The 20,329-nt window shown below is 70.5% G+C and carries 20 protein-coding genes; 13 read left to right on the forward strand and 7 right to left on the reverse strand.

Going from position 1 to position 20,329, the window contains the following annotated elements; all coding sequences use genetic code 11:
• Positions 1-13: 13 nt before the first annotated feature.
• From BMY19_RS24715 to lpdA, 8 genes are all read left to right on the forward strand, one after another.
• A complete protein-coding gene (locus BMY19_RS24715) occupies positions 14-325 on the forward strand; it encodes an FtsB family cell division protein (RefSeq protein ID WP_012317989.1) in 312 nt (103 codons plus the stop codon).
• Between the two features lie 171 nt (positions 326-496).
• Complete coding sequence (gene pdhA / locus BMY19_RS24720) at positions 497-1,582, forward strand: pyruvate dehydrogenase (acetyl-transferring) E1 component subunit alpha (protein WP_020095317.1); 1,086 nt, start codon at positions 497-499, stop codon at positions 1,580-1,582.
• Positions 1,583-1,637: 55 nt separating this feature from the next.
• Positions 1,638-3,080, forward strand: a complete 1,443-nt coding sequence (locus tag BMY19_RS24725; RefSeq protein WP_100253252.1) for a pyruvate dehydrogenase complex E1 component subunit beta — start codon at positions 1,638-1,640, stop codon at positions 3,078-3,080.
• Positions 3,081-3,139: 59 nt separating this feature from the next.
• On the forward strand, positions 3,140-3,427 hold the full coding sequence (locus BMY19_RS24730; protein WP_020095319.1) for a DUF5076 domain-containing protein: 288 nt from the start codon (positions 3,140-3,142) through the stop codon (positions 3,425-3,427).
• 15 nt (positions 3,428-3,442) lie between these two features.
• Positions 3,443-3,631, forward strand: coding sequence for a hypothetical protein (locus BMY19_RS24735; protein WP_020095320.1), 189 nt, complete (start codon positions 3,443-3,445; stop codon positions 3,629-3,631).
• A gap of 4 nt (positions 3,632-3,635) precedes the next feature.
• Positions 3,636-5,072 carry a pyruvate dehydrogenase complex dihydrolipoamide acetyltransferase gene (locus tag BMY19_RS24740; RefSeq protein WP_100253253.1) on the forward strand — a complete coding sequence of 479 codons (1,437 nt, stop codon included), beginning with the start codon at positions 3,636-3,638 and terminating at the stop codon, positions 5,070-5,072.
• Between the two features lie 45 nt (positions 5,073-5,117).
• A complete protein-coding gene (locus BMY19_RS24745; RefSeq protein ID WP_244492059.1) occupies positions 5,118-5,366 on the forward strand; it encodes a hypothetical protein in 249 nt (82 codons plus the stop codon).
• 55 nt (positions 5,367-5,421) lie between these two features.
• The gene (gene lpdA, locus BMY19_RS24750) at positions 5,422-6,861 is read left to right on the forward strand and encodes a dihydrolipoyl dehydrogenase (RefSeq protein ID WP_100253254.1); all 1,440 of its coding nucleotides are present in this window, start codon (positions 5,422-5,424) and stop codon (positions 6,859-6,861) included.
• A 60-nt stretch (positions 6,862-6,921) separates the two neighbouring features.
• Here the strand turns inward: lpdA and BMY19_RS24755 are convergent, their stop codons facing one another.
• Complete coding sequence (locus BMY19_RS24755; protein ID WP_244535006.1) at positions 6,922-7,095, reverse strand: hypothetical protein; 174 nt, start codon at positions 7,093-7,095, stop codon at positions 6,922-6,924.
• A 152-nt stretch (positions 7,096-7,247) separates the two neighbouring features.
• Positions 7,248-7,466 (reverse strand): hypothetical protein, encoded by a 219-nt coding sequence (locus tag BMY19_RS24760; RefSeq protein WP_020095325.1) that lies wholly within the window; start codon positions 7,464-7,466, stop codon positions 7,248-7,250.
• Positions 7,467-7,716: 250 nt separating this feature from the next.
• On the opposite strand from BMY19_RS24760, the gene BMY19_RS24765 reads away from it, so the two are divergent.
• Together BMY19_RS24765 and BMY19_RS24770 are read left to right on the forward strand one after the other, a co-directional pair.
• The gene (locus BMY19_RS24765) at positions 7,717-8,733 is read left to right on the forward strand and encodes a threo-3-hydroxy-L-aspartate ammonia-lyase (protein ID WP_100253256.1); all 1,017 of its coding nucleotides are present in this window, start codon (positions 7,717-7,719) and stop codon (positions 8,731-8,733) included.
• Between the two features lie 133 nt (positions 8,734-8,866).
• Entirely contained in the window at positions 8,867-9,244 is a 378-nt protein-coding gene (locus tag BMY19_RS24770) for a HesB/IscA family protein (protein ID WP_012317999.1), read from the forward strand.
• 64 nt (positions 9,245-9,308) lie between these two features.
• On the opposite strand, the gene BMY19_RS24775 is transcribed toward BMY19_RS24770, so the two are convergent.
• From BMY19_RS24775 to BMY19_RS24785, 3 genes are all read right to left on the reverse strand, one after another.
• Entirely contained in the window at positions 9,309-10,367 is a 1,059-nt protein-coding gene (locus BMY19_RS24775; RefSeq protein ID WP_020095327.1) for a GGDEF domain-containing protein, read from the reverse strand.
• 101 nt (positions 10,368-10,468) lie between these two features.
• Positions 10,469-12,058, reverse strand: a complete 1,590-nt coding sequence (locus BMY19_RS24780; protein WP_100253257.1) for a DEAD/DEAH box helicase — start codon at positions 12,056-12,058, stop codon at positions 10,469-10,471.
• A 209-nt stretch (positions 12,059-12,267) separates the two neighbouring features.
• Positions 12,268-12,648 (reverse strand): hypothetical protein, encoded by a 381-nt coding sequence (locus BMY19_RS24785; protein ID WP_100253258.1) that lies wholly within the window; start codon positions 12,646-12,648, stop codon positions 12,268-12,270.
• Between the two features lie 450 nt (positions 12,649-13,098).
• On the opposite strand from BMY19_RS24785, the gene BMY19_RS24790 reads away from it, so the two are divergent.
• Complete coding sequence (locus BMY19_RS24790; protein ID WP_100253259.1) at positions 13,099-13,965, forward strand: outer membrane protein; 867 nt, start codon at positions 13,099-13,101, stop codon at positions 13,963-13,965.
• Between the two features lie 216 nt (positions 13,966-14,181).
• A complete protein-coding gene (locus tag BMY19_RS24795; RefSeq protein WP_020095331.1) occupies positions 14,182-14,676 on the forward strand; it encodes a PRC-barrel domain-containing protein in 495 nt (164 codons plus the stop codon).
• Between the two features lie 154 nt (positions 14,677-14,830).
• Here the strand turns inward: BMY19_RS24795 and parE are convergent, their stop codons facing one another.
• Positions 14,831-16,891 (reverse strand): DNA topoisomerase IV subunit B, encoded by a 2,061-nt coding sequence (gene parE, locus BMY19_RS24800; protein WP_100253260.1) that lies wholly within the window; start codon positions 16,889-16,891, stop codon positions 14,831-14,833.
• Positions 16,892-17,262: 371 nt separating this feature from the next.
• Here parE and BMY19_RS24805 point away from each other — a divergent pair, with 371 nt between their 5' ends.
• Positions 17,263-17,451, forward strand: a complete 189-nt coding sequence (locus BMY19_RS24805) for a hypothetical protein (RefSeq protein WP_100253261.1) — start codon at positions 17,263-17,265, stop codon at positions 17,449-17,451.
• A 185-nt stretch (positions 17,452-17,636) separates the two neighbouring features.
• Here BMY19_RS24805 and topA read toward each other — a convergent pair whose 3' ends face one another.
• A complete protein-coding gene (gene topA, locus BMY19_RS24810) occupies positions 17,637-20,321 on the reverse strand; it encodes a type I DNA topoisomerase (protein WP_100253262.1) in 2,685 nt (894 codons plus the stop codon).
• Between the last annotated feature and the right edge of the window lie 8 nt (positions 20,322-20,329).

Here is a 20,329-nt window from a genome sequence, read left to right on the forward strand (position 1 = left end):
CGAGGGTCGCGCCATGGTCGTGCGCCGCCGAGTCAGAATGGTCGTGTTGCCGCTGGGTCTCTGGACCCTGTCGGCGCTCGTGGTCGGCTATTTCGTGTGGCAGGCCGAGAGTGGCAACCGTGGCCTCGAGGCCAAGAAGGCCCTGAAGATCCGCGCCTACGGCCTCAGCCAGGAACTCGCCGCCGTGAAGGCCGAGCGCGCCGTCTGGGAGCACCGGGTGAACCTGCTGAAGAGCGACCAGATCGACCGCGACCTCCTGGAGGAGCGCGCCCGGATCGTCCTGGGCCGGGTCCACGCCAACGACGTGGTCATCATCACGCCCTGACAGGTCCGCGGAGGTCCCGCGATCGTCCCGCGGAAGTCCAGGGGATCGTTTTCCCTAGTCCCGAAAGTCCTCTGACAAGAGCGGCTTCCTGTCAGAGCGGCAGCCCTCGCTTTCCAATCGTCGCTGTCCTACACCCCCACGAAGTCGCGTGGAATCACGGGGAGAGCGCCGATGGACGCCGCCAAGGAGCCTGCCAAGGAGCCCGCCAAGGACGCGTCGTCCGCGCCGGTGCAGGCCGCGAGCCCTCAGGCCGCCGAGGCGCATCGCCCCGCGCCGAACATGCCCCAGTTCACGCGGGACGAGGATCTCCACGCCTATCACGAGATGCTGCTGATCCGGCGCTTCGAGGAGAAGGCCGGCCAGCTCTACGGCATGGGCCTGATCGGCGGCTTCTGCCACCTCTACATCGGCCAGGAGGCCGTGGTGATCGGCATGCAGATGGCCTCGGTCGAGGGCGACCAGGTCATCACCGGCTACCGCGACCACGGCCACATGCTCGCCTGCGGCATGGACCCGAAGGGCGTCATGGCCGAGCTGACCGGCCGCCGCGGCGGCTACAGCCGCGGCAAGGGCGGCTCGATGCATATGTTCAGCCGCGAGAAGCAGTTCTTCGGCGGCCACGGCATCGTCGGCGCGCAGGTCTCGCTCGGCACCGGCCTCGCCTTCGCCGACCATTACCGGGAGAACGGCAAGGTCAGCCTGACCTACATGGGCGACGGCGCCGCCAACCAGGGCCAGGTCTACGAGAGCTTCAACATGGCGGCCCTCTGGAAGCTGCCGGTCGTCTACGTGATCGAGAACAACCGCTACGCGATGGGCACCTCGGTGGCCCGCGCCTCGGCGCAGACGGACTTCTCGAAGCGCGGCCTCTCCTTCGGCATCCCCGGCGAGCAGGTCGACGGCATGGACGTCCGCACGGTGCGCGAGGCCGCGACCCGGGCGATCGAGCACGCCCGCACCGGCCAGGGCCCCTACATCCTGGAGATGCAAACCTACCGCTATCGCGGCCACTCCATGTCCGATCCGGCCAAGTACCGGACCAAGGACGAGGTCTCGAAGATGCGCGACGAGCACGACCCGATCGAGATGGTGCGCAAGCGCCTGCTCGAGCTGCACGCCGTGCCCGAGGCCGAGCTCAAGGCCACCGACGCCAAGGTCCGCGAGGTCGTCAACGCCTCGGCCGAGTTCGCCACCAACGACCCCGAGCCGGATCCGTCCGAGCTCTGGACCGACATCCTGCTCGAAGCGCACGCCTGAGCGCGCACGACAAAGCTGGCCGCCCCCTAACGAAAAGACGACCGCAGAGCTGAGCATGGCGACCGACATCCTGATGCCCGCCCTCTCGCCCACCATGGAGGAGGGCAAGCTCGCCAAGTGGCTGAAGAAGGAGGGCGACCCGATCAAGTCCGGCGACGTGCTGGCCGAGATCGAGACCGACAAGGCCACCATGGAGGTGGAGGCCATCGACGAGGGCATCCTCGCCAAGATCCTGATCGCCGAGGGCACCGAGGGCGTCGCGGTCAACACGCCGATCGCCGTCATCGCCGGCGAGGGCGAGGATCCGGCGAGCGTCCAGTCCGGCGGCGGCGCCAAGCCCAACGGCGCGGGCGGCCACCCGGCCCCGACCCCCGACATGCAGGCCGAGGGCATGGCCGACAAGGCCGCCCCCGCGGCCAAGACCGGCGACGACGCCCCGAAGGCGCCGGCCGCGCCGGCCGTCATCACCAACAAGGCCCAAGAGCCGGTGATGGAGGAGTTCCCGGCCGACACGCCGATGGTCACCCAGACCGTCCGCGAGGCCCTGCGCGACGCCATGGCCGAGGAGATGCGCCGCGACGGCGACGTCTTCGTCATGGGCGAGGAGGTCGCCGAGTACCAGGGCGCCTACAAGGTCACCCAGAACCTGCTGCAGGAGTTCGGGCCGAAGCGCGTCGTCGACACCCCGATCACCGAGCACGGCTTCGCGGGCATCGGCGTCGGCGCGGCGCTGGCCGGCCTGAAGCCGATCGTCGAGTTCATGACCTTCAACTTCGCCATGCAGGCGATCGACCACATCATCAACTCGGCGGCCAAGACCCTCTACATGTCCGGCGGCCAGCTCGGCTGCCCGATCGTGTTCCGCGGCCCCAACGGCGCCGCCGCCCGCGTCGCCGCCCAGCACAGCCACGACTATTCCGCGTGGTACTCCAACGTGCCGGGTCTCAAGGTGATCGCGCCCTACACGGCCTCCGACGCCAAGGGCCTGCTCAAGGCCGCGATCCGCGACCCGAACCCGGTGATCTTCCTCGAGAACGAGATCCTGTACGGGCAGTCCTTCCCGGTGCCGAAGCTCGACGACTTCGTGCTGCCGATCGGCAAGGCGAAGATCCACCGCACCGGCAGCGACGTGACCATCGTGTCCTTCGCCATCGGCATGACCTACGCCCTCAAGGCCGCGCAGGCGCTGGCCGAGCAGGGCATCGAGGCCGAGGTGATCGACCTGCGCACGATCCGCCCGATGGACAGCGCGACGGTGGTGGAATCGGTCAAGAAGACCGGCCGCTGCATCACCGTGGAGGAGGGCTTCCCGCAATCCGGCATCGGCGCCGAGATCGTGGCCCGCCTGATGGTCGACGCCTTCGACTTCCTGGACGCGCCGGTCCTGCGCATCACCGGCAAGGACGTGCCGATGCCCTACGCGGCCAACCTCGAGAAGCTGGCGCTGCCGACGGTGGCGGAGGTCGTCGAGGCCGCCAAGAGCGTCTGCTACAAGTGACGGGCGCGCGGGCGACGCCGTCGCCCGCCCCGGCCAGATCGAGGAACAGCCGGCGCGCCATGAGCCAGGATCCCAGCACCGACTTCGCCGAACTCGCCATCCCGCCCGACGCCCTGGAGCAGGGCGGCATCGAGGTGCTGCGCGCGGCCGTGGTCGACGGCGCGGTGAGCGTCGCCCTGCGCCGCTCCTTCGACGATCCGGCGACCTGGGGCCGGCTGCTGGCCGACCTCGCCCGTCAGGCCGCCCGCGCCTACGCGCTGGAGACCGACATGTCGGAGGACGAGGCGGTCGAGCGCATCCGCGCCGGTTGGGAGGCCGAGGGGCTCGACCCCGGCGGTCTCAACTGACGATGGCGGCCGACCATGGCTGAGGCGGCCGTCCGGCAGGCGACCTACGCGGATCTGGAGGCGGTCCTCGCGCATCGCGTCGCCGCGAAGGTCGACGGGGCGCCGGACCCGCGTCCGCGGCCGCCTTACGACGCCGTTCCTTTCCCCCTCGACGACCTCTTCCCCTTCGACGATCCGGCCGCCCCGGCCTTGCCCGAGACCTGATGCCATGCCGATCAACGTGCTGATGCCCGCGCTCTCCCCGACCATGGAGAAGGGCAACCTCGCCAAGTGGCTGAAGAAGGAGGGCGACCCGATCAAGTCCGGCGACGTGCTGGCCGAGATCGAGACCGACAAGGCCACCATGGAGGTGGAGGCCATCGACGAGGGCGTCCTCGCCAAGATCCTCGTGCCCGAGGGCACGGCGGACGTGCCGGTCAACGACCTGATCGCCATCATCGCCGCCGAGGGCGAGGACCCATCGAGCGTCCAGGCTTCGGGCGGCGCGCCGAAGTCGGCCTCGAACGGCGAGGCCAAGGCCGAGTCCAAGCCCGAGCCGAAGGCCGACGCCTCTGCGGCCGGCCAGAACACCACGCCCGGCGGCGGCCACATGTCGTACGAGCGGGTGAACGCCGCACCGGAGGGCGCGCAGCCCGGCGCCACCCCGCAGGCGGGGGCGCAGGCCGGCTCGGGCGGCCGCGTCTTCGCCTCGCCGCTCGCCCGCCGGATCGCCAAGCAGGAGGGCGTCGATCTCGCCGCCGTCCAGGGCAGCGGGCCGCACGGCCGCATCATCGCCCGCGACGTCCAGGCCGCGAAGGCCTCCGGCGCCACCAAGGCACCCGCCGCCGCGCAGGCCGCCGCCGAGGCGCCGAAGGCGGCCGCACCGGCCCCGAAGGCCGCCCCCGTGGGCGGCGCGCCGGCCGGCCTCACGACCGACCAGGTCAAGGGCTTCTTCGCCAAGGATGCCTACGAGGAGGTGCCCCTCGACGGCATGCGCAAGACCATCGCCAAGCGCCTCACCGAGGCGATGCAGGTCGCCCCGCACTTCTACCTGACGGTGGATTGCGAGCTCGACGCGCTGATGAAGCTGCGCGAGACGCTGAACGGCTCGGCCGGCAAGGACAAGGACGGCAAGCCCGCCTTCAAGCTCTCGGTGAACGACTTCGTCATCAAGGCGATGGGCCTCGCGCTGACCCGTGTTCCGGCCGCCAACGCGGTCTGGGCCGAGGACCGGATCCTGCGCTTCAAGCACGCCGAGGTCGGCGTCGCGGTGGCGATCGACGGCGGACTGTTCACCCCGGTGATCCGCCGGGCGGACGAGAAGACGCTCTCGACCATCTCCAAAGAGATGAAGGATTTCGCGGCCCGCGCCCGCGCCAAGAAGCTGAAGCCCGAGGAGTACCAGGGTGGCGTCACCTCGGTGTCGAACCTCGGCATGTTCGGCATCAAGCACTTCACCGCGGTGATCAACCCGCCGCAATCGAGCATCCTGGCGGTGGGCGCGGGCGAGAAGCGCGTGGTCGTGAAGGACGGGGCGCCGGCCGTGGTCCAGGTCATGACCTGCACCCTGTCGTGCGACCACCGGGTGCTCGACGGGGCGCTGGGTGCGGAGCTGGTCTCGGCCTTCAAGGGGCTGATCGAGAACCCGATGGGCATGCTGGTGTGAGGCGCGACTCTGCTATGATCGCCTGAGCGATCAACGGAGAGTCGCGTGTCGGAAGTCACCGATCTGGTTCTGCCAGTCCTACAACGGATGCAGAGCGATATCGCCGAGGTGAAGCGCGATGTCGCAGCGATCAAGACGACCCTGACGGGTCACACCGAAAAACTTGAGGAGTTGGAGATCTACATCGCCTACGAAACCGGCCTCGGCACACAGGCGAAGGCGGATCTCCAATCGATCAAGAAGACGATCAAGGCCATGGAGCAGCGGCTGAGCGCGCTGGAAACCTCGTCCTGATCGCCGCGTCAACGACGGTGCAGTCGCGCGCGCCACAGCGGAGAGCTGAGACACGATGTCCGACACCTACGACGTCCTCATCATCGGCGCCGGGCCCGGCGGCTACGTCACGGCGATCCGCGCGGCGCAACTCGGCTTCAAGACCGCCGTGGTCGACCGCGAGCACCTGGGCGGCATCTGCCTGAACTGGGGCTGCATCCCCACCAAGGCGCTGCTCCGCTCGGCCGAGATCTTCCATTACTTCCAGCATCCTGGCGATTACGGCCTGACCGCGGAGAAGGTCGGGTTCGACACCGCCGCGATCGTGAAGCGGTCCCGCGGCGTCTCGGCCCGCCTCAACGGCGGCGTCGGCATGCTGCTCAAGAAGAACAAGGTCGACGTGATCTGGGGCGAGGCCTCGGTCGACAGCGCCGCGCAGGGCAACCAGCCTGGCAAGGTCACCGTGACGGAGACCAAGCGCGCCGAGGCGCCGAAGGGCGCCAAGGGCGCCGGCACCTACCAGGCCAAGCACATCATCGTGGCGACCGGCGCGCGTCCGCGCGCGATCCCGGGGATCGAGCCCGACAAGAAGCTGATCTGGACCTACTACGAGGCCATGGTCCCCGAGGCGATGCCCAAGAGCCTGCTGGTGATGGGCTCGGGCGCCATCGGCATCGAGTTCGCCTCGTTCTACCGCACCATGGGCGCCGAGGTGACCGTGGTGGAGTTGCTGCCGCAGATCCTGCCCGTGGAGGATGCCGAGATCGCCGGCCTCGCCCGCAAGCGCTTCGAGAAGCAGGGCATCAAGATCCTCACCGGCGCCAAGGTGACCAAGGTCGAGAAGGGCGCCGATTCCGTCACGGCCACCATCGAGGGCGGCGACGGCAAGACCCAGCAGATCACCGCGGAGAAGCTGATCTCGGCGGTGGGCGTCGTCGGGAACATCGAGAATATCGGTCTCGAGAAACTCGGGGTGAAGATCGACCGCGGGATCGTGGTGACGGACGGGCTCGGCCGCACCAACGTGCCCGGCCTCTACGCGATCGGCGACGTCGCCGGGCCGCCGATGCTCGCCCACAAGGCCGAGCACGAGGGCGTCATCTGCATCGAGACCATCAAGGGCCTGCACACCCACCCGATGGACAAGGCCAAGATCCCGGGCTGCACCTACTGCCAGCCGCAGATCGCCAGCGTCGGGCTCACCGAGGCGAAGGCCAAGGAGCAGGGCTTCTCGGTGAAGGTCGGCCGGTTCCCCTTCGCGGGCAACGGCAAGGCGATCGCGCTCGGCGAGCCGGACGGCCTGATCAAGACCGTGTTCGACGCCAAGACCGGCCAGCTGCTCGGCGCCCACATGGTCGGGGCCGAGGTGACCGAGCTGATCCAGGGCTACGTGGTGGCGATGAACCTCGAGAGCACCGAGGAGGAGCTGATGCACACGGTGTTCCCGCACCCGACGCTCAGCGAGATGATGCACGAGAGCGTGCTCGACGCCTACGGCAAGGTGATCCACACCTGATCGGCGGTCGACGCGGCGCGCGGGTCGGACAGGGATCCGAGCCGCGCCGCCACCGGCCGGTCAGTGCGGACCGGTCCACGCCGCGAGCGTCAGGCTCACGGCCTGGAACAGCAGGATCACCAGAACCGTCGCCACGCTGCCGCCGATCGGGATCAGCAGCAGGGCAACGAGCGGATCGAGCCCCCGGACGAGCAGGAGCGTGACGCAGCTGCCGATCACGGAGGCGATGGTCATCCGAAAGATGCAGCATTCGGACGGTTGCATGTGCCCTCCCATCAGACCCCCGGCGGGAGTGTGAGGACCCGCACCGCAATATGCAACCGGAGATAGTTCCTAGCTGAGAATCAATCCCAGATCGCGATTTCGGCGTCCCGCGCGGCAGCGCCTCAGGAGCACCCGCGATCCACGGGCTCGGCCTGGTCCGGCGACGGCACATAGGCGCACCACTCGCAGATGCCGCGTTCGGCGCCCCGCCGCGCGTTGCGCTGCGAGCAGAGCGGGCAGACGAGCAGGATCAGGCGCGAGCCGGTGCGCAGCGCCAGCCCGCGCCCCCGGAAGGTGACCTCGGTCGCCGCGTCGCCCGAAGCGCGGTCGCGGGCGCTCACGGCGAGGCCCTGCCGACGTGCGGGCGGCGCACCGGTGCGCGCAAGATCTCTGTTGCCATGGCGATGCCGCCCCCCAGCGTTCCTGCCAAGTTGTCGCTGGGTATAAGCGGCGAGGCGGCGAATGGCTCCGCTTGCGCATGTGGATCGGCGGGATGCGCGCGGGTCGAAAGGCCCGTATGACGGGCTGCGCCCCGGCCTCGCTCCGGCGCGGCCCCGGGCGGATGGTACCCGGACGACGATGCAGGCAACGATGCAGGCGACCATGCACGACACGCAGCCCAGCGGATCCGGCGCGGCCACCGGCGGCCTTCCGACCTTCGCGGACGTGGCCCGCGCCGCCGAGCGGATCGCCGGGGCCGCGCACCGCACCCCGGTGCTGACCTCCCGCACGGCCGACGCGATGACCGGCGGCCGCCTGTTCTTCAAGGCGGAGAACCTGCAGCGGGCCGGCGCCTTCAAGTTCCGCGGCGCCTACAACGCGATCAGCGCGCTGCCGGAGGCGGCCCGCACCCGCGGGGTCATCACTTACTCCTCGGGCAACCACGCCCAGGCGATCGCCCTGGCGAGCCGGCTGCTCGGAGCGCCCGCCACGATCATCATGCCGGGCGACGCCCCCGCGGCGAAGATCGCCGCCACCCGCGGCTACGGCGCCGAGGTGGTCCTGTACGACCGCTACACCCAGGATCGCGAGGCCCTGGGCCGCGAGATCGCCGAGGCCCGCGGCCTGACGCTGATCCCGCCCTTCAACCATCCCGACGTCATCGCCGGGCAGGGGACGCTGGCGCAGGAGCTGATCGAGACGGTCGGCCCCCTCGACGTGCTGGTGGCCTGCCTCGGCGGTGGCGGCCAGCTCGCGGGCTGCGCCCTCGCCGCCGCGGAGCTGTCACCGGGCTGCCGGGTGATCGGCGTCGAGCCGGAGGCGGGCAATGACGGGCAGCGCTCGTTCCGCGAGGGCCGGATCGTCACGATCCCGGTGCCCCGCACCATCGCCGACGGTGCGCAGTCGACGGCGCTGGGCGACCTGACCTTCGCGATCATCCGCGCGCGGGTGTCCGATATCCTCACCGTCACCGACGCGCAGCTCGTCGAGACCATGCGGTTCTTCGCCAGCCGGATGAAGCTCGTGGTCGAGCCGACCGGCTGCCTTGCGGCGGCGGCGGTGCTGAGCGGCCTCGTGGACGTGACGAACAAGCGCGTCGGCGTGGTGATCAGCGGCGGCAACGTCGATCTCGGGACCTTCGCGCGACTGACCGGCGAGGCCGCCTGAGGGCGCTCCCGCGCGGCGAATGCCGGGCCGGTGTGACCGCGCTGCGGTGGACCGGCCCCGGGCCAATGCTTATCTTGTACGCGTCGGAATGCGCGTCCCCGGGCCTTGAACCCGGATGGGCGGGAGGGTGACGATGTCCGCTGGTTTCAAGGTTCTCTCGCTGACCGATCGCGCCGCCGATCGGATCAAGGCGATCATGGCGGAGGCCGACCGGCCGATCGCCGGGCTGCGCGTCGGCGTCCGGAACGGCGGTTGCGCCGGGATGTCCTACACGATGGAATATGCCGAGGCGGCCAAGCCCGGAGAGGACGTGGTCGAGGATCGCGGCGTGCGCGTGTTCGTCGACCCGAAGGCGGTGCTGTTCCTGCTCGGCACCGAGATGGACTTCACCACCAACAAGCTGGCCTCGCAGTTCGTGTTCAATAACCCGAACCAGACCTCGGCCTGCGGCTGCGGCGAGTCGGTGGCGATCACGCCGGTCTCGGCTGACCGCCTGCCCGCGCAGGCCTGACCGGTCCGCGCCCGCCGTCCCGGGTGGCGCGTGTCGCCGGACGGCGACACGGCCGGGGCCGGCTCTAGGCCACCTGCATCAGCGACTCGGCGGCGTCGTCCAGGAAGCGGTTCCGGCCGGCGCGCTTCGCCGCGAACATGCACAGGTCGGCCCGCTCCATCAGCGAGGCGGGCGTGTCGCCCGGGCGCAGCACCGCCACGCCCAGCGAGATGGTGACCTTGCCGAGCGACTCGCCGGTCGAGCGCTTGACCAGCTCGCGCCCCATGACGCTGGCGCGGACCGTCTCGGCCACCTGCTTGGCCACCGTCCGGTCGACCCCGGGCAGGATGATGCCGAACTCCTCGCCGCCGAACCGGGCGAGCTGCGCCTGCTTGCCGGCGTTCTCGCGCATCACGATCGCCACGAGCCGCAGGACCTGATCGCCCGTGAGGTGACCGTACAGGTCGTTGAAGCGCTTGAAGAAGTCGATGTCGAGGATGATCAGGCTCATGGGCGTGCTGCGCGCCCGGGCCGTCTCCATCGACGCTTTCAGCGTCTCCTCGAAATGCTTGCGGTTGGCGAGCCCCGTCAGGGCGTCGGTCAGGCTCTCGCGCCGGGTCGCCTCGAGCTTCTCGCGCAGGGTCTCGATCTCGCTGCGGGTCTCGCGCATGCGGGCTTCGAGGATCCGGTTGTTGGCGGCGACCTCCCGTGTCGTGGCGGCCAGGGTCGCGACGATCTCGCCGAACCGCGCCCGGCTCGGGACGCCCTGGGAGAGGTCCTGGGCGACCGCGCGCAGCGACTCGCTGTACTGCGCCGTCGAGCCCAGGGAGAGGTCCAGGATCTCGGTGACGGCCGCGATCTCGCTGAGGACGATGCGGCTGACGTCGTCGGTGGTGCTCGCGAGGCGGCGCCCGTCGAGATAGGTCTCGTGCAGGTCGTCGATGTCGCCCTCGGTGAGGCAGCCGTTCTGCGTGGTGAGACGCTTCACGGCGTCGGCGAGGAGCGGCAGCTCTCCCGAGACGTAGGCGTACCAGACGGCGTAGGCGCGCGGCGTCGCGGAGGGCCCGTAGTCGCGAATCAGGTCGTGGCTGCGCTTCGCCAACGCGAAGCTGCGATCGCGATCCGAATAGGTCTCCTGGCTCATCCGTATCCCGCGGTCCGGGGCGACCGACGCGCCTGCGTCGTTGCCCTGACCCAATATACGGCTGCCTGGTAGCCGGACAGTTAAGCCGGAACAGACGTCTGTTACTTATCCTTCTTCGCCAAGACTGGTCGAAGCAGGAACGCAGGAACGTGCGAGCCGAGGCCGACGGGCGTGTCTCCGTCCGCGTCGATCCGGCGCCCGCGCTCCTCGCGCGCGGACTCGCCGCCGCGGCCTGACGCGCGGCCCGACGCGCGCGGCTCCGGACGGTTCTCGGGGCGGCTCTCAGAGCGGCTCTCGGGACGATCGTCCGGGCGGCTCTCCGCGCGCGCCGCGCCGCGGCTGCCACGCGACCGGGTCGAACGCTCGCGGACCTCCTCGGTCTCGCTCGTGCTCCGGGCGCTCTTCTCGACGACGGCCTTGTCGGCACCCTTGTCGGCACCCTTGTCGCTGCCGCTCTTGTCGCCGCTCCGTCCACCGCTCTTGGCGGAGCGGCCGCCCCGACGCCCGTCGCTCGCGCGGCCGCGGTGGCGCGTCCCGGTATCGCCGGACGGGTCGGCCACGCTGGTCAGGTCGCCGTCCAGCCAGGGGATCGGCTGGCCGATCAGCGCCTCGATGGCGCCGAGGGAGCGCGAGTCGTCGGGGGCGACCAGCGTGTAGGCCGTGCCGCTGCGGCCGGCGCGGCCGGTGCGGCCGATCCGGTGGACGTAATCCTCCGGGTGATGCGGCACGTCGAAGTTGAAGACGTGGCTGACGGCCGGGATGTCGAGACCGCGCGCCGCCACGTCGCTGGCGACCAGCAGGGCGGTGTCGCCGTTGCGGAACCCGTCGAGGGCCGTCGTGCGGGCGCGCTGGTCCATGTCGCCGTGGAGCGCCGCGGCGTCGAAGCCGTGGCTGACCAGGGACTTCTGCAGCAGCGCGACGTCGCGCTTGCGGTTGCAGAAGATGATCCCGTTCTTCAGCTCGCCCTCGCCGCGGATCAGGGTGCGCAGGCGCTCGCGCTTGGCGTGCCCCTCGGCGCCGGTGGCGACGAGCCGCTGGGTGATCGTGGTCGCCGTAGAGGCGGGCCGGGCCACCTCGACCCGCTGCGGGTTGTGCAGGAACATGTCCGCCAGCCGCTCGATCTCCGGCGGCATGGTCGCCGAGAAGAACAGCGTCTGCCGGGTGAACGGCACCATCTTCACGATGCGCTCGATGTCGGGGATGAACCCCATGTCGAGCATGCGGTCGGCCTCGTCGATGACCAGGAGCTCGACGCCGGTGAGCAGCAGCTTGCCGCGCTCGAAATGGTCGAGCAGGCGGCCGGGCGTCGCGATCAGCACATCGGTGCCGCGCATCAGCTTGGCGTCCTGATCGGCGAAGGAGACGCCGCCGATGATCAGCGCCACGTTGAGCTTGTGGTTTGTCCCGTAGCGGTCGAAATTCTCGACCACCTGGGCGGCCAGCTCGCGGGTCGGCTCCAGGATCAGCGTGCGCGGCATCCGCGCGCGGGCGCGGCCGTTCTCCAGCAGCGTCAGCATCGGGAGCGTGAAGGCCGCGGTCTTGCCGGTGCCGGTCTGGGCGATTCCGAGGACGTCGCGGCGCGCCAGCACGTGGGGGATGGCCTCAGCCTGGATCGGCGTCGGCTCGGTGTAACCCGCCGCTTCCACGGCGTTCAGGACTTTCTCGCTCAGTCCCAGGTCGGAAAAAGGCATCTGCGTTCAGGAACCGTTGCGCGCCCGGCCGGCGCGAAGGACACCGTCGCGGCAACGGCTGGGAAAGGCTCGCGCGGGGCGCTCGGACGCTCCCGGGGCCGCGGGGCGCATGCTCCCTGTCAGTTAGGGCCTTGGCGCGACTTGTCAATCTCGCAATGGCGACAGCGCGGGTCGGCGCACAGGGGATCGGCCGCCCGAAGGGTCGCCGTTCAGGGCCGGAGACGGTCGCCCGCGGGCGCGACGCAGGGGTCCAGGCGGGTGGTGCGGGCGGATCGCGCCGCCGCGATGGCACCGGTCGTCTCGGGCTCGGCCATCGGCGCGAGCGCCGCGGTCGCGACGGCAGTCCCGGGCGTCGGCGCGTCGGGCCGGCTCAGCCGCGCGAGCTGGTAGGCGCCGATCACCGCGACGATCCCGACCAGGCCCGCCACGCGCAGCGTCCAGGGCAGGGGGCCCGCGGACCGCCTCGGCTCGGCGCGCGCCACCCGCGCGGCGGTCGAGCCGGTCTGCGGGCCGGCCTGCGCGCCGGGCGCGGCCTCGCCGGTCCGGCGCTTGCCGAAGGTCGTCCGGCTCCGTTCGTCGGGGCTCTGCATGGACAGCGGTCTCCGCCGGCGGGGGACCGGATCCGGTTTGATGCGCGACAGGGGCTCGGGGACGGGCCCGCGAGCGACGGACCATCGGGCAACAGGGTTAATCGATCGCTTACGAGCGAGAATCATTCTCGTCGAAGGTGTGCCGGAATAAAACGTCCGCCGCCGACGGCTCCTGCAGAGACCACGAGCGATGTCGCAGGCCCCGCGCCGGCCGCCGCCAATATGCGCGGCGCGCAAGGCAGCTAGTCTTCACGGTCTCTGCAGCTCTCCTCGCCCTCCTCGAGCGCGCGAGCGGGCCGTCTGCTGTCGGGCAGGGCCGGCTAGTCTTCATCTTTCGTTGACGGGATGTCCCTAGCCTGAAGAGGCTTGTTGCAGGAAAGCGACAGACCCGCCATCCGAGAGCGCCTAGAAGGCTGCCGGCTCAAGCTAACCCCAGGACCGAACACCACCATGAAGAAGCTTCTCCTCGCATCCACCGTCCTCGCCGGCATGACCGCCGCGGCGTCCGCCGCCGACCTTCCGCGCCGCGCCGCGCCGCCGCCGGTGTTCACGCCGGTGCCGGTGTTCACCTGGACCGGCTTCTACTTCGGTGTGAACGCCGGCTACGGCTTCGACGCCAACAGCCGCAACACCACCAGCTACGCCCTGCCCGGCGGCTCGCTGATCAACTCCCCCGGCACCGCCGGCGTCGTCAGCGTCAACAACCGCAACAACAACGACGGCTTCTCGGGCGGCGCCCAGATCGGCTACAACTACCAGTTCACCCCGGGCTCCGGCGTCGTGATCGGCTTCGAGGCTGACGCCCAGTACGTCGACTTCGCCCGCCGCGCCAACGCCACCCAGAACTACACCTTCCGCGGCGCCCCCGGCATCGCCTTCGCCAACCCGCCCGCCTTCGTCGCCACCAGCGGCAACGGGCTGGACTACTTCGGCACCGTGCGCGGCCGCCTCGGCTACGCCTTCGACCGCACCCTCGTGTACGGCACCGGCGGCTTCGCCTACGGCTCGGGCCAGGACGACCAGAACTTCGCCGGCAACCGCTTCCGCGACAGCTTCCGCACCGGCTGGGCCGCCGGCGGTGGCGTCGAGTACGCCCTGCCCACCGACTCGTTCCTGAACTTCTTCCGCTCGAACGCCGTGACGCTGAAGGTCGAAGGCCTCTACGTCAGCCTCGACCGCCAGAAGAACTCGGCCGGCGGCGTGTTCTACGGCAACCTCCTGCCCCCGAACGGCATCGCCTACCTCAACGGCGCCGCCGCCAAGACCGAGTTCGCCGTCGTCCGCGCCGGCCTGAACTACAAGTTCGGCTCCTACTGAGACCGGATGCCGGAGCCGGCTCTGCCGGCTCCGGGCTCCCGAAGGGCCCGGCCGCAAGGCCGGGCCCTTTCGCGTTTCGGGACCGCGAACCGGCCTCGGCGGGTGCGACAGGGAGGGCCGGAACCGCGCGGGCCGCCCGCGATTGAGACCGCGGCGCCCCTCAGTGACCCGGACAGGGCCTTCCACGCAGGGACCGGGCGCGCGGAGCGATCAGCCATGCGAAGCCGAATCCTTCTCCTGTCGCTCGCGGCCCTCGGCCTCGCGAACGCGCCGGCCTCCGCGCAGGACGCCAGCGTGATCGGCAAGGACACGATCCTGCCGGCCACGGGACCGGGAACCTCGACGGACGGCAAGGGGGGCGGGCGGCTGACGGAGGCGGCGAGCGCCGAGGACGCCGCCAAGCGTCAGGGGCTCAAGCCCGTCACCTTCCTGACCACGAAGATGATCGGCGTGACGGTGCGCAACGCCGCCGGCGACAGCGTCGGCAAGATCGAGGATCTGCTCATCGCCGACGGCGGGACGCTCAAGGCCGTCGTGATCGACGTCGGCGGCTTCCTCGGCCTCGGCAGCAAGCTCATCGCGGTCGAGCCGGGCGCCCTCGTGCTGCGTCCCGGCGGCGACCGATTCTCCGCGGTCCTCAACATGGGCAAGGACACGGTGGCGGCGGCCCAGCCCTTCGACCCGGCCAAGGTGATCGCGCCGCCCCGATAAGGCGCGACCGAAACCCGTCTTTGCGAGCGCAGCGAAGCGATCCAGGGCAGCGCGACTTCGGTGGACGTGGCGCTGCTGGGTTGCTTCGCTCCGCTCGCAAAGACGGCGCGGGCGCCATCGACCGACGCGGCGAGGCCGCGCCGGCGCTCCGGCGTCAGATGTCGAGGTCGGCGCCCTCGGCGAAGGCCGCGCGCTCGCTGATGAAGGCGAAGCGCGCCTCGGGCTTGTTGCCCATCAGGCGCTCGACCGTGTCGCCGGTCGATTCCCGGGCCTCGTCCAGGACCGCGACGCGCAGCAATGTGCGCTTCCTCGGATCCATGGTGGTCTCCTTGAGCTGGGCCGGCATCATCTCGCCGAGGCCCTTGAACCGCCCGATCTCGACCTTGCCGCCCTTGAACACGGTTTTGACGATCCGCTCCCGATCCGCGTCGTCCCGGGCATAGGCCACCTTCGAGCCCTGCTGCAGCCGATAGAGCGGCGGGATCGCGAGGTAGAGGTGGCCGCGGTCGATCAGCCTCGGCATCTGGCGGTAGAAGAAGGTGATCAGCAGCGAGGCGATGTGGGCGCCGTCGACGTCGGCGTCCGTCATGATGATCACCTTCTCGTAGCGCAGGTCCGCCTCGCGGAAGGCCGAACCGGTGCCGCAGCCGAGCGCCAGGGTGAGATCGGAGATCAGCTGGTTGGCGCCGAGCTTGTCGCGCGAGGCCGAGGCGACGTTCAGGATCTTACCGCGCAGCGGCAGGATCGCCTGGGTCGCCCGGTCCCGGGCCTGCTTGGCCGAGCCGCCGGCCGAGTCGCCCTCGACGATGAAGATCTCCGAGCCCGCGGTGCCGGCCGCCGAGCAGTCGGCGAGCTTGCCGGGCAGGCGCAGCTTGCGGGTCGCGCTCTTGCGGGCGACCTCCTTCTCCTGGCGGCGGCGCAGGCGCTCCTCGGCCCGGTCGATCACCCAGTCGAGGACCTTGTTGGCCTGGGCCGGGGAGGCGGCGAGCCAGTGGTCGAAGGCGTCGCGCACCGCCGTCTCGACGATGCGCTGGGCCTCCACGGTGGCGAGCTTGTCCTTGGTCTGGCCCTGAAATTCCGGCTCGCGGATGAACACCGAGAGCATCGACGCGCAGGTCGCCATGACGTCGTCGGTGGTCACCGCCGTCATGCGCTTGGCTTGGTTCACCCGCTCGGCGTGCTCGCGCAGGCCGCGCAGCAGGGCGACGCGCAGGCCCGCCTCGTGGGTGCCGCCCTCGGGCGTCGGGATCGTGTTGCAGTAGGAGTGCGAGATCCCGTCCTCGGCGACCATCCAGGCCACCGCCCATTCGAGCGACCCGTGCGAGCCCGGCTTGGTGATCTTGCCGGAGAACATGGCGTCGGTGACGAGTTCCTTCCCGTCGATGTCGCGGGCGAGGTAGTCGCGCAGCCCGTCGGGGAAGCGGTGCACCGCCTCGGCCGGCACGTCCTCCAGCCCCTCGAGGAGGGCGGGGGCGCAGCGCCAGCGGATCTCGACGCCGCCGAACAGGTAGGCCTTGGAGCGCGCCATCTTGAACAGGCGGCGCGGGTCGAACTTCAGCGAGCCGAAGATCTGGGCGTCCGGGTGGAAGCGCACGCGGGTGCCGCGGCGGTTCTGCACCCGGCCGACCAGTTCCAGCGCGCCCTGCGCGTGACCGCGCGAGAACGTCTGCCGGTAGAGGGTCTGGTTGCGCGCCACCTCGACCTCGAGCAGGTCGGAGAGCGCGTTCACCACCGAGATGCCGACGCCGTGCAGGCCGCCCGAGGTCTCGTAGACCTTCGAGTCGAACTTCCCGCCGGCGTGCAGCGTGGTCATGATGACCTCGAGCGCCGATTTGCCGGGAAATTTCGGGTGCGGGTCGACCGGGATGCCGCGGCCGTTGTCGGTCACCACGAGGGCGCCGGATTCCTCCAGCTCCACCTCGATGAAGCTGGCATGGCCGGCGACCGCCTCGTCCATCGAGTTGTCGATCACCTCGGCGAACAGGTGGTGCAGCGCCCGCTCGTCGGTGCCGCCGATATACATGCCGGGCCGGCGCCGGACGGGCTCCAGCCCCTCCAGCACCTCGATGTCGGAGGCGGTGTAGCCGCCCTCCGGCTCGGCGGCCGCGAGCGTCGCCACGGAGGCCGCCGAATCCAGCCGCCGCCGCGGCTCGGGCGGGCGGGCCGCCGCGCCCTTGCCGCCCGGCCCGAACAGGTCCCGCGCCGGATCGCTCACGCGCGGCCTCCGGGCGCGCGGCGCGTCGGCCGGCTCGGCTTCGCGCAGACGGGTCTTGGGACGGGTCTCGGGTCGTGGAGCATGCGCCTTCATCCCCGCATGATAGCGGAACAAACCATAAACATCAAAGCCGTTCGCCCTGCGGCGAGGCGGTCGCATCATCGCATGCTGCGCCGCCGCGAGCGAGGGCCGCGTCCGTGCCGGCACACGGTTCCGCGCGCCGGGCCGTCATCACGACGTTGCACAACAATGGGTTAAGGCTTTCTCGTGACCCGCATGCCCGGCTTCCACAGGCGACGCCCGGAACAGAACGGGACGATCGACGTTGGTGGCGGAGATAAATCTTGACCGTGGTCAGGGAGCCGCAGTCCATGAGCGACGCCGCGATCGAGGCCCGCCGCCTCACGTTGATCCGCTTCGAGCACGCGGCCGGCGCCGCCTTCGGCTGCGACGATGACGCGGCTGTCGTGCCGCCGGCCCGGGCGCTGATGAACTCCACCACCCTCGCGCTCGCGACCTTCGCGACGGCCGTGGCGGCGACGATCACCTACCTGGTCTGAACCCGATCGCTGACCGCAACCCGCGGTGAGGGGCGGCAACGCTGCCTCTGCCACGTCCTTGCGAGCGGAGCGAAGCAACCCAGTCGGCGCCACGTTCGAACGCCTCGCGCTGCACTGGATTGCTTCGCTCCGCTCGCAAGGACGGGCGGGCTTGCCGGCCCGCCTCAGCCTCGTCCACGAACGCTTCAGCCCGCGCTCGACGTCTTCGCCGCCGCCTTCTTGGCCGCAGGCTTCTTCGCGGCGGTCTTCTTCGCCGCCGCTTTGTCGCCGCTCGCGGCCCGCGCCGACCCTTTCCGGACCGCCCCGCGCTTCGCCGGCTTGCCGCCGCCCGCGGCGCGCTTGGCGTTCACCAGGGCGATCGCCTCGTCGAGGGTCAGCGCCTCGGCGCTCATCGTCTTCGGCAGCGTGGCGTTGACCTCGCCGTCCGTGACGTAGGGCCCGTACTTGCCGGCCTTGACCACGAGATCGCGGCCGCTGCCCTCGTCCTTGCCGAGCGGCCGGCCGGGATCGGCGGCCGGGCGGCCGCGTCCGCCGCCCTGCTCCTTGGCGACGATCAGGTCGATGGCGCGGTTAGCCCCGATCTCCAGCACGTCGTCGTCCTTGCCGAGATTGGCGTAGGTCTTCCCGTGCTGCACGTAGGGTCCGAATCGGCCGAGATTGGCCAGGATCGGCTCGCCGGTCTCGGGGTGGCGGGCCACCTCGCGGGGCAGCGCCAGCAGGGCCAGCGCCTTGTTGAGATCCACGTCCGAGGGGCTGAGCCCCTTGGGCAGCGACGAGCGCTTCGGCTTCTCGGCGCCCTTCTCGGCGGAGGCCTCGCCGAGCTGGAGGAACGGCCCGAAGCGGCCGTCGCGCAGCGTCACCGGCAGGCCGGTCGCGGGATCGTCGCCCAGCACCCGCACGCCCGGCTGGCCGCCCTCGGCCGAGGAGCCGTCACCGTCGCCGTCGACGCCCGAGGCCGAGAGCTGCCGGGTGTACTTGCACTCCGGGTAGTTCGAGCAGCCGATGAAGGCGCCGAACTTGCCGAGCTTCAGCGACAGCTGGCCCGAGCCGCAGGTCGGGCAGGTGCGCGGGTTCGAGCCGTCGCCCTTGTCGGGGAAGATGTGCGGGCCGAGGAGGCCGTTCAGCGCCTCCAGCACGTCGGCGACGCGCAGCTCCTTGGTCTCACCGATCGCCGCGGAGAAGTCGCGCCAGAAGTCGCGCAGCACCGCCCGCCAGTCGATCTCGGCGTTGGAGACCCGGTCGAGCTGCTCCTCGAGGCCGGCGGTGAAGTCGTACTCGACGTAGCGCCGGAAGAAGCTCTCGAGGAAGCCCGTGACGAGCCGCCCCTTGTCCTCCGGCTGCAGCCGCTTCTTCTCGATCTTGACGTATTCGCGATCCCGCAAGGTCTGGAGAACCGCGGCATAGGTCGACGGGCGGCCGATGCCGAGCTCCTCCATGCGCTTCACGAGGCTCGCCTCGGAGTAGCGCGGCGGCGGCTCGGTGAAGTGCTGGGTCGCGCTGATCCGCTCGCGGGCGAGCGGGTCGCCGGCCTTCATGGGCGGCAGGCGGCGGCTTTCCTCGTCCTCCTCGTCGTCCTTGCCCTCCTGGTAGAGGGTCAGGAAGCCATCGAACTTCACCACCTGGCCGGTGGCGCGCAGGTCGATGGTCCGCGGTCCGACCTTGGCGGTGACGTCGACGGTGGTCCGCTCCAGCTCGGCCGATTCCATCTGGCTGGCCATGGTGCGGGTCCAGATCAGCTCGTAGAGCCGGGCCTGCTCGGGCTCGAGGTGGCGCGCCACCGTCTTGGGCAGGCGGCCCATGTCGGTGGGGCGCACCGCCTCGTGGGCCTCCTGGGCGTTCTTGGCCTTGACGCTGTACTTGCGCGGAACGTCCGGCACGTAGCGGTCGCCGAACTCCTTGCCGATCACCCGGCGGGCGTCCTGGATCGCCTCCGGCGCCATGTCGACGCCGTCGGTCCGCATGTAGGTGATGATGCCGACCGTCTCGCCGCCGATATCGACGCCCTCGTAGAGCCGCTGGGCGACCCGCATGGTCTGGGCCGGCGCCATCCCGAGCTTGCGGGAGGCCTCCTGCTGGAGGGTCGAGGTGGTGAAGGGCGGCTGCGGGTGGCGCTTGGCGGGCTTCGCCTCGACGCTCGCCACCTGGAAGGTCGCGAGTTCCAGGTCGCGCTTGAAGGCGGCCGCCTCCTCGCCCGTGCCGACGTCGAGGCGCTGGATCCGCTTGCCGTCGGCGCCCACGAGGCGGGCCTCGAAGGTCGCGCCGTCGGCGGTCGTCAGCGTCGCGATGAGCGTCCAGTACTCGCGCGGCTTGAACCGCTCGATCTCCATCTCGCGCTCGACCACGAGCCGGAGCGCCACGGACTGGACGCGCCCGGCCGAGCGGGCGCCCGGCAGCTTGCGCCACAGGACCGGCGAGAGGTTGAAGCCGACGAGATAATCGAGCGCCCTGCGCGCCAGGTAGGCGTCGACCAGCGCCTGGTCGATCTCCCGCGGCTTGCGCATCGCCTGCTCGACCGACGCCTTGGTGATGGCGTTGAAGGTCACGCGCTCGACCGGGATGCCCTTGAGCGCCTTGCGGGCGGTGAGCGCCTCCAGCACGTGCCAGGAGATCGCCTCGCCCTCGCGATCCGGGTCGGTGGCGAGGATCAGCTTGTCGGCGCCCTTGACCGCCTTGGCGATCTCCGAGACCCGGCTCGCCCCGCGGTCGGCCAGCTCCCAGACCATGTGGAAGTCCTGCTCGGGATCCACCGAGCCGTCCTTGGGCGGCAGGTCGCGGATATGCCCGAAGGAGGCGATGACTTCATAGTCGCGGCCGAGATACTTATTGATCGTCTTGGCTTTGGCCGGCGACTCGACGACGACGACTTTCATTCAGACCT

It is taken from the genome of Methylobacterium sp. UNC300MFChir4.1 (genome assembly GCF_900110155.1).
Lineage (GTDB): Bacteria > Pseudomonadota > Alphaproteobacteria > Rhizobiales > Beijerinckiaceae > Methylobacterium.

Bases quoted from the DNA above. Each gene is read 5' to 3' on its own strand.
- BMY19_RS24715 (WP_012317989.1), top strand. From the start codon at position 14: ATGGTCGTGCGCCGCCGAGTCAGAATGGTCGTGTTGCCGCTGGGTCTC.
- pdhA (WP_020095317.1), top strand. From the start codon at position 497: ATGGACGCCGCCAAGGAGCCTGCCAAGGAGCCCGCCAAGGACGCGTCG.
- BMY19_RS24725 (WP_100253252.1), top strand. From the start codon at position 1,638: ATGGCGACCGACATCCTGATGCCCGCCCTCTCGCCCACCATGGAGGAG.
- BMY19_RS24730 (WP_020095319.1), top strand. From the start codon at position 3,140: ATGAGCCAGGATCCCAGCACCGACTTCGCCGAACTCGCCATCCCGCCC.
- BMY19_RS24735 (WP_020095320.1), top strand. From the start codon at position 3,443: ATGGCTGAGGCGGCCGTCCGGCAGGCGACCTACGCGGATCTGGAGGCG.
- BMY19_RS24740 (WP_100253253.1), top strand. From the start codon at position 3,636: ATGCCGATCAACGTGCTGATGCCCGCGCTCTCCCCGACCATGGAGAAG.
- lpdA (WP_100253254.1), top strand. From the start codon at position 5,422: ATGTCCGACACCTACGACGTCCTCATCATCGGCGCCGGGCCCGGCGGC.
- BMY19_RS24755 (WP_244535006.1), bottom strand. From the start codon at position 7,095: ATGACCATCGCCTCCGTGATCGGCAGCTGCGTCACGCTCCTGCTCGTC.
- BMY19_RS24765 (WP_100253256.1), top strand. From the start codon at position 7,717: ATGCAGGCGACCATGCACGACACGCAGCCCAGCGGATCCGGCGCGGCC.
- BMY19_RS24770 (WP_012317999.1), top strand. From the start codon at position 8,867: ATGTCCGCTGGTTTCAAGGTTCTCTCGCTGACCGATCGCGCCGCCGAT.
- BMY19_RS24775 (WP_020095327.1), bottom strand. From the start codon at position 10,367: ATGAGCCAGGAGACCTATTCGGATCGCGATCGCAGCTTCGCGTTGGCG.
- BMY19_RS24780 (WP_100253257.1), bottom strand. From the start codon at position 12,058: ATGCCTTTTTCCGACCTGGGACTGAGCGAGAAAGTCCTGAACGCCGTG.
- BMY19_RS24785 (WP_100253258.1), bottom strand. From the start codon at position 12,648: ATGCAGAGCCCCGACGAACGGAGCCGGACGACCTTCGGCAAGCGCCGG.
- BMY19_RS24790 (WP_100253259.1), top strand. From the start codon at position 13,099: ATGAAGAAGCTTCTCCTCGCATCCACCGTCCTCGCCGGCATGACCGCC.
- BMY19_RS24795 (WP_020095331.1), top strand. From the start codon at position 14,182: ATGCGAAGCCGAATCCTTCTCCTGTCGCTCGCGGCCCTCGGCCTCGCG.
- BMY19_RS24805 (WP_100253261.1), top strand. From the start codon at position 17,263: ATGAGCGACGCCGCGATCGAGGCCCGCCGCCTCACGTTGATCCGCTTC.
- topA (WP_100253262.1), bottom strand. From the start codon at position 20,321: ATGAAAGTCGTCGTCGTCGAGTCGCCGGCCAAAGCCAAGACGATCAAT.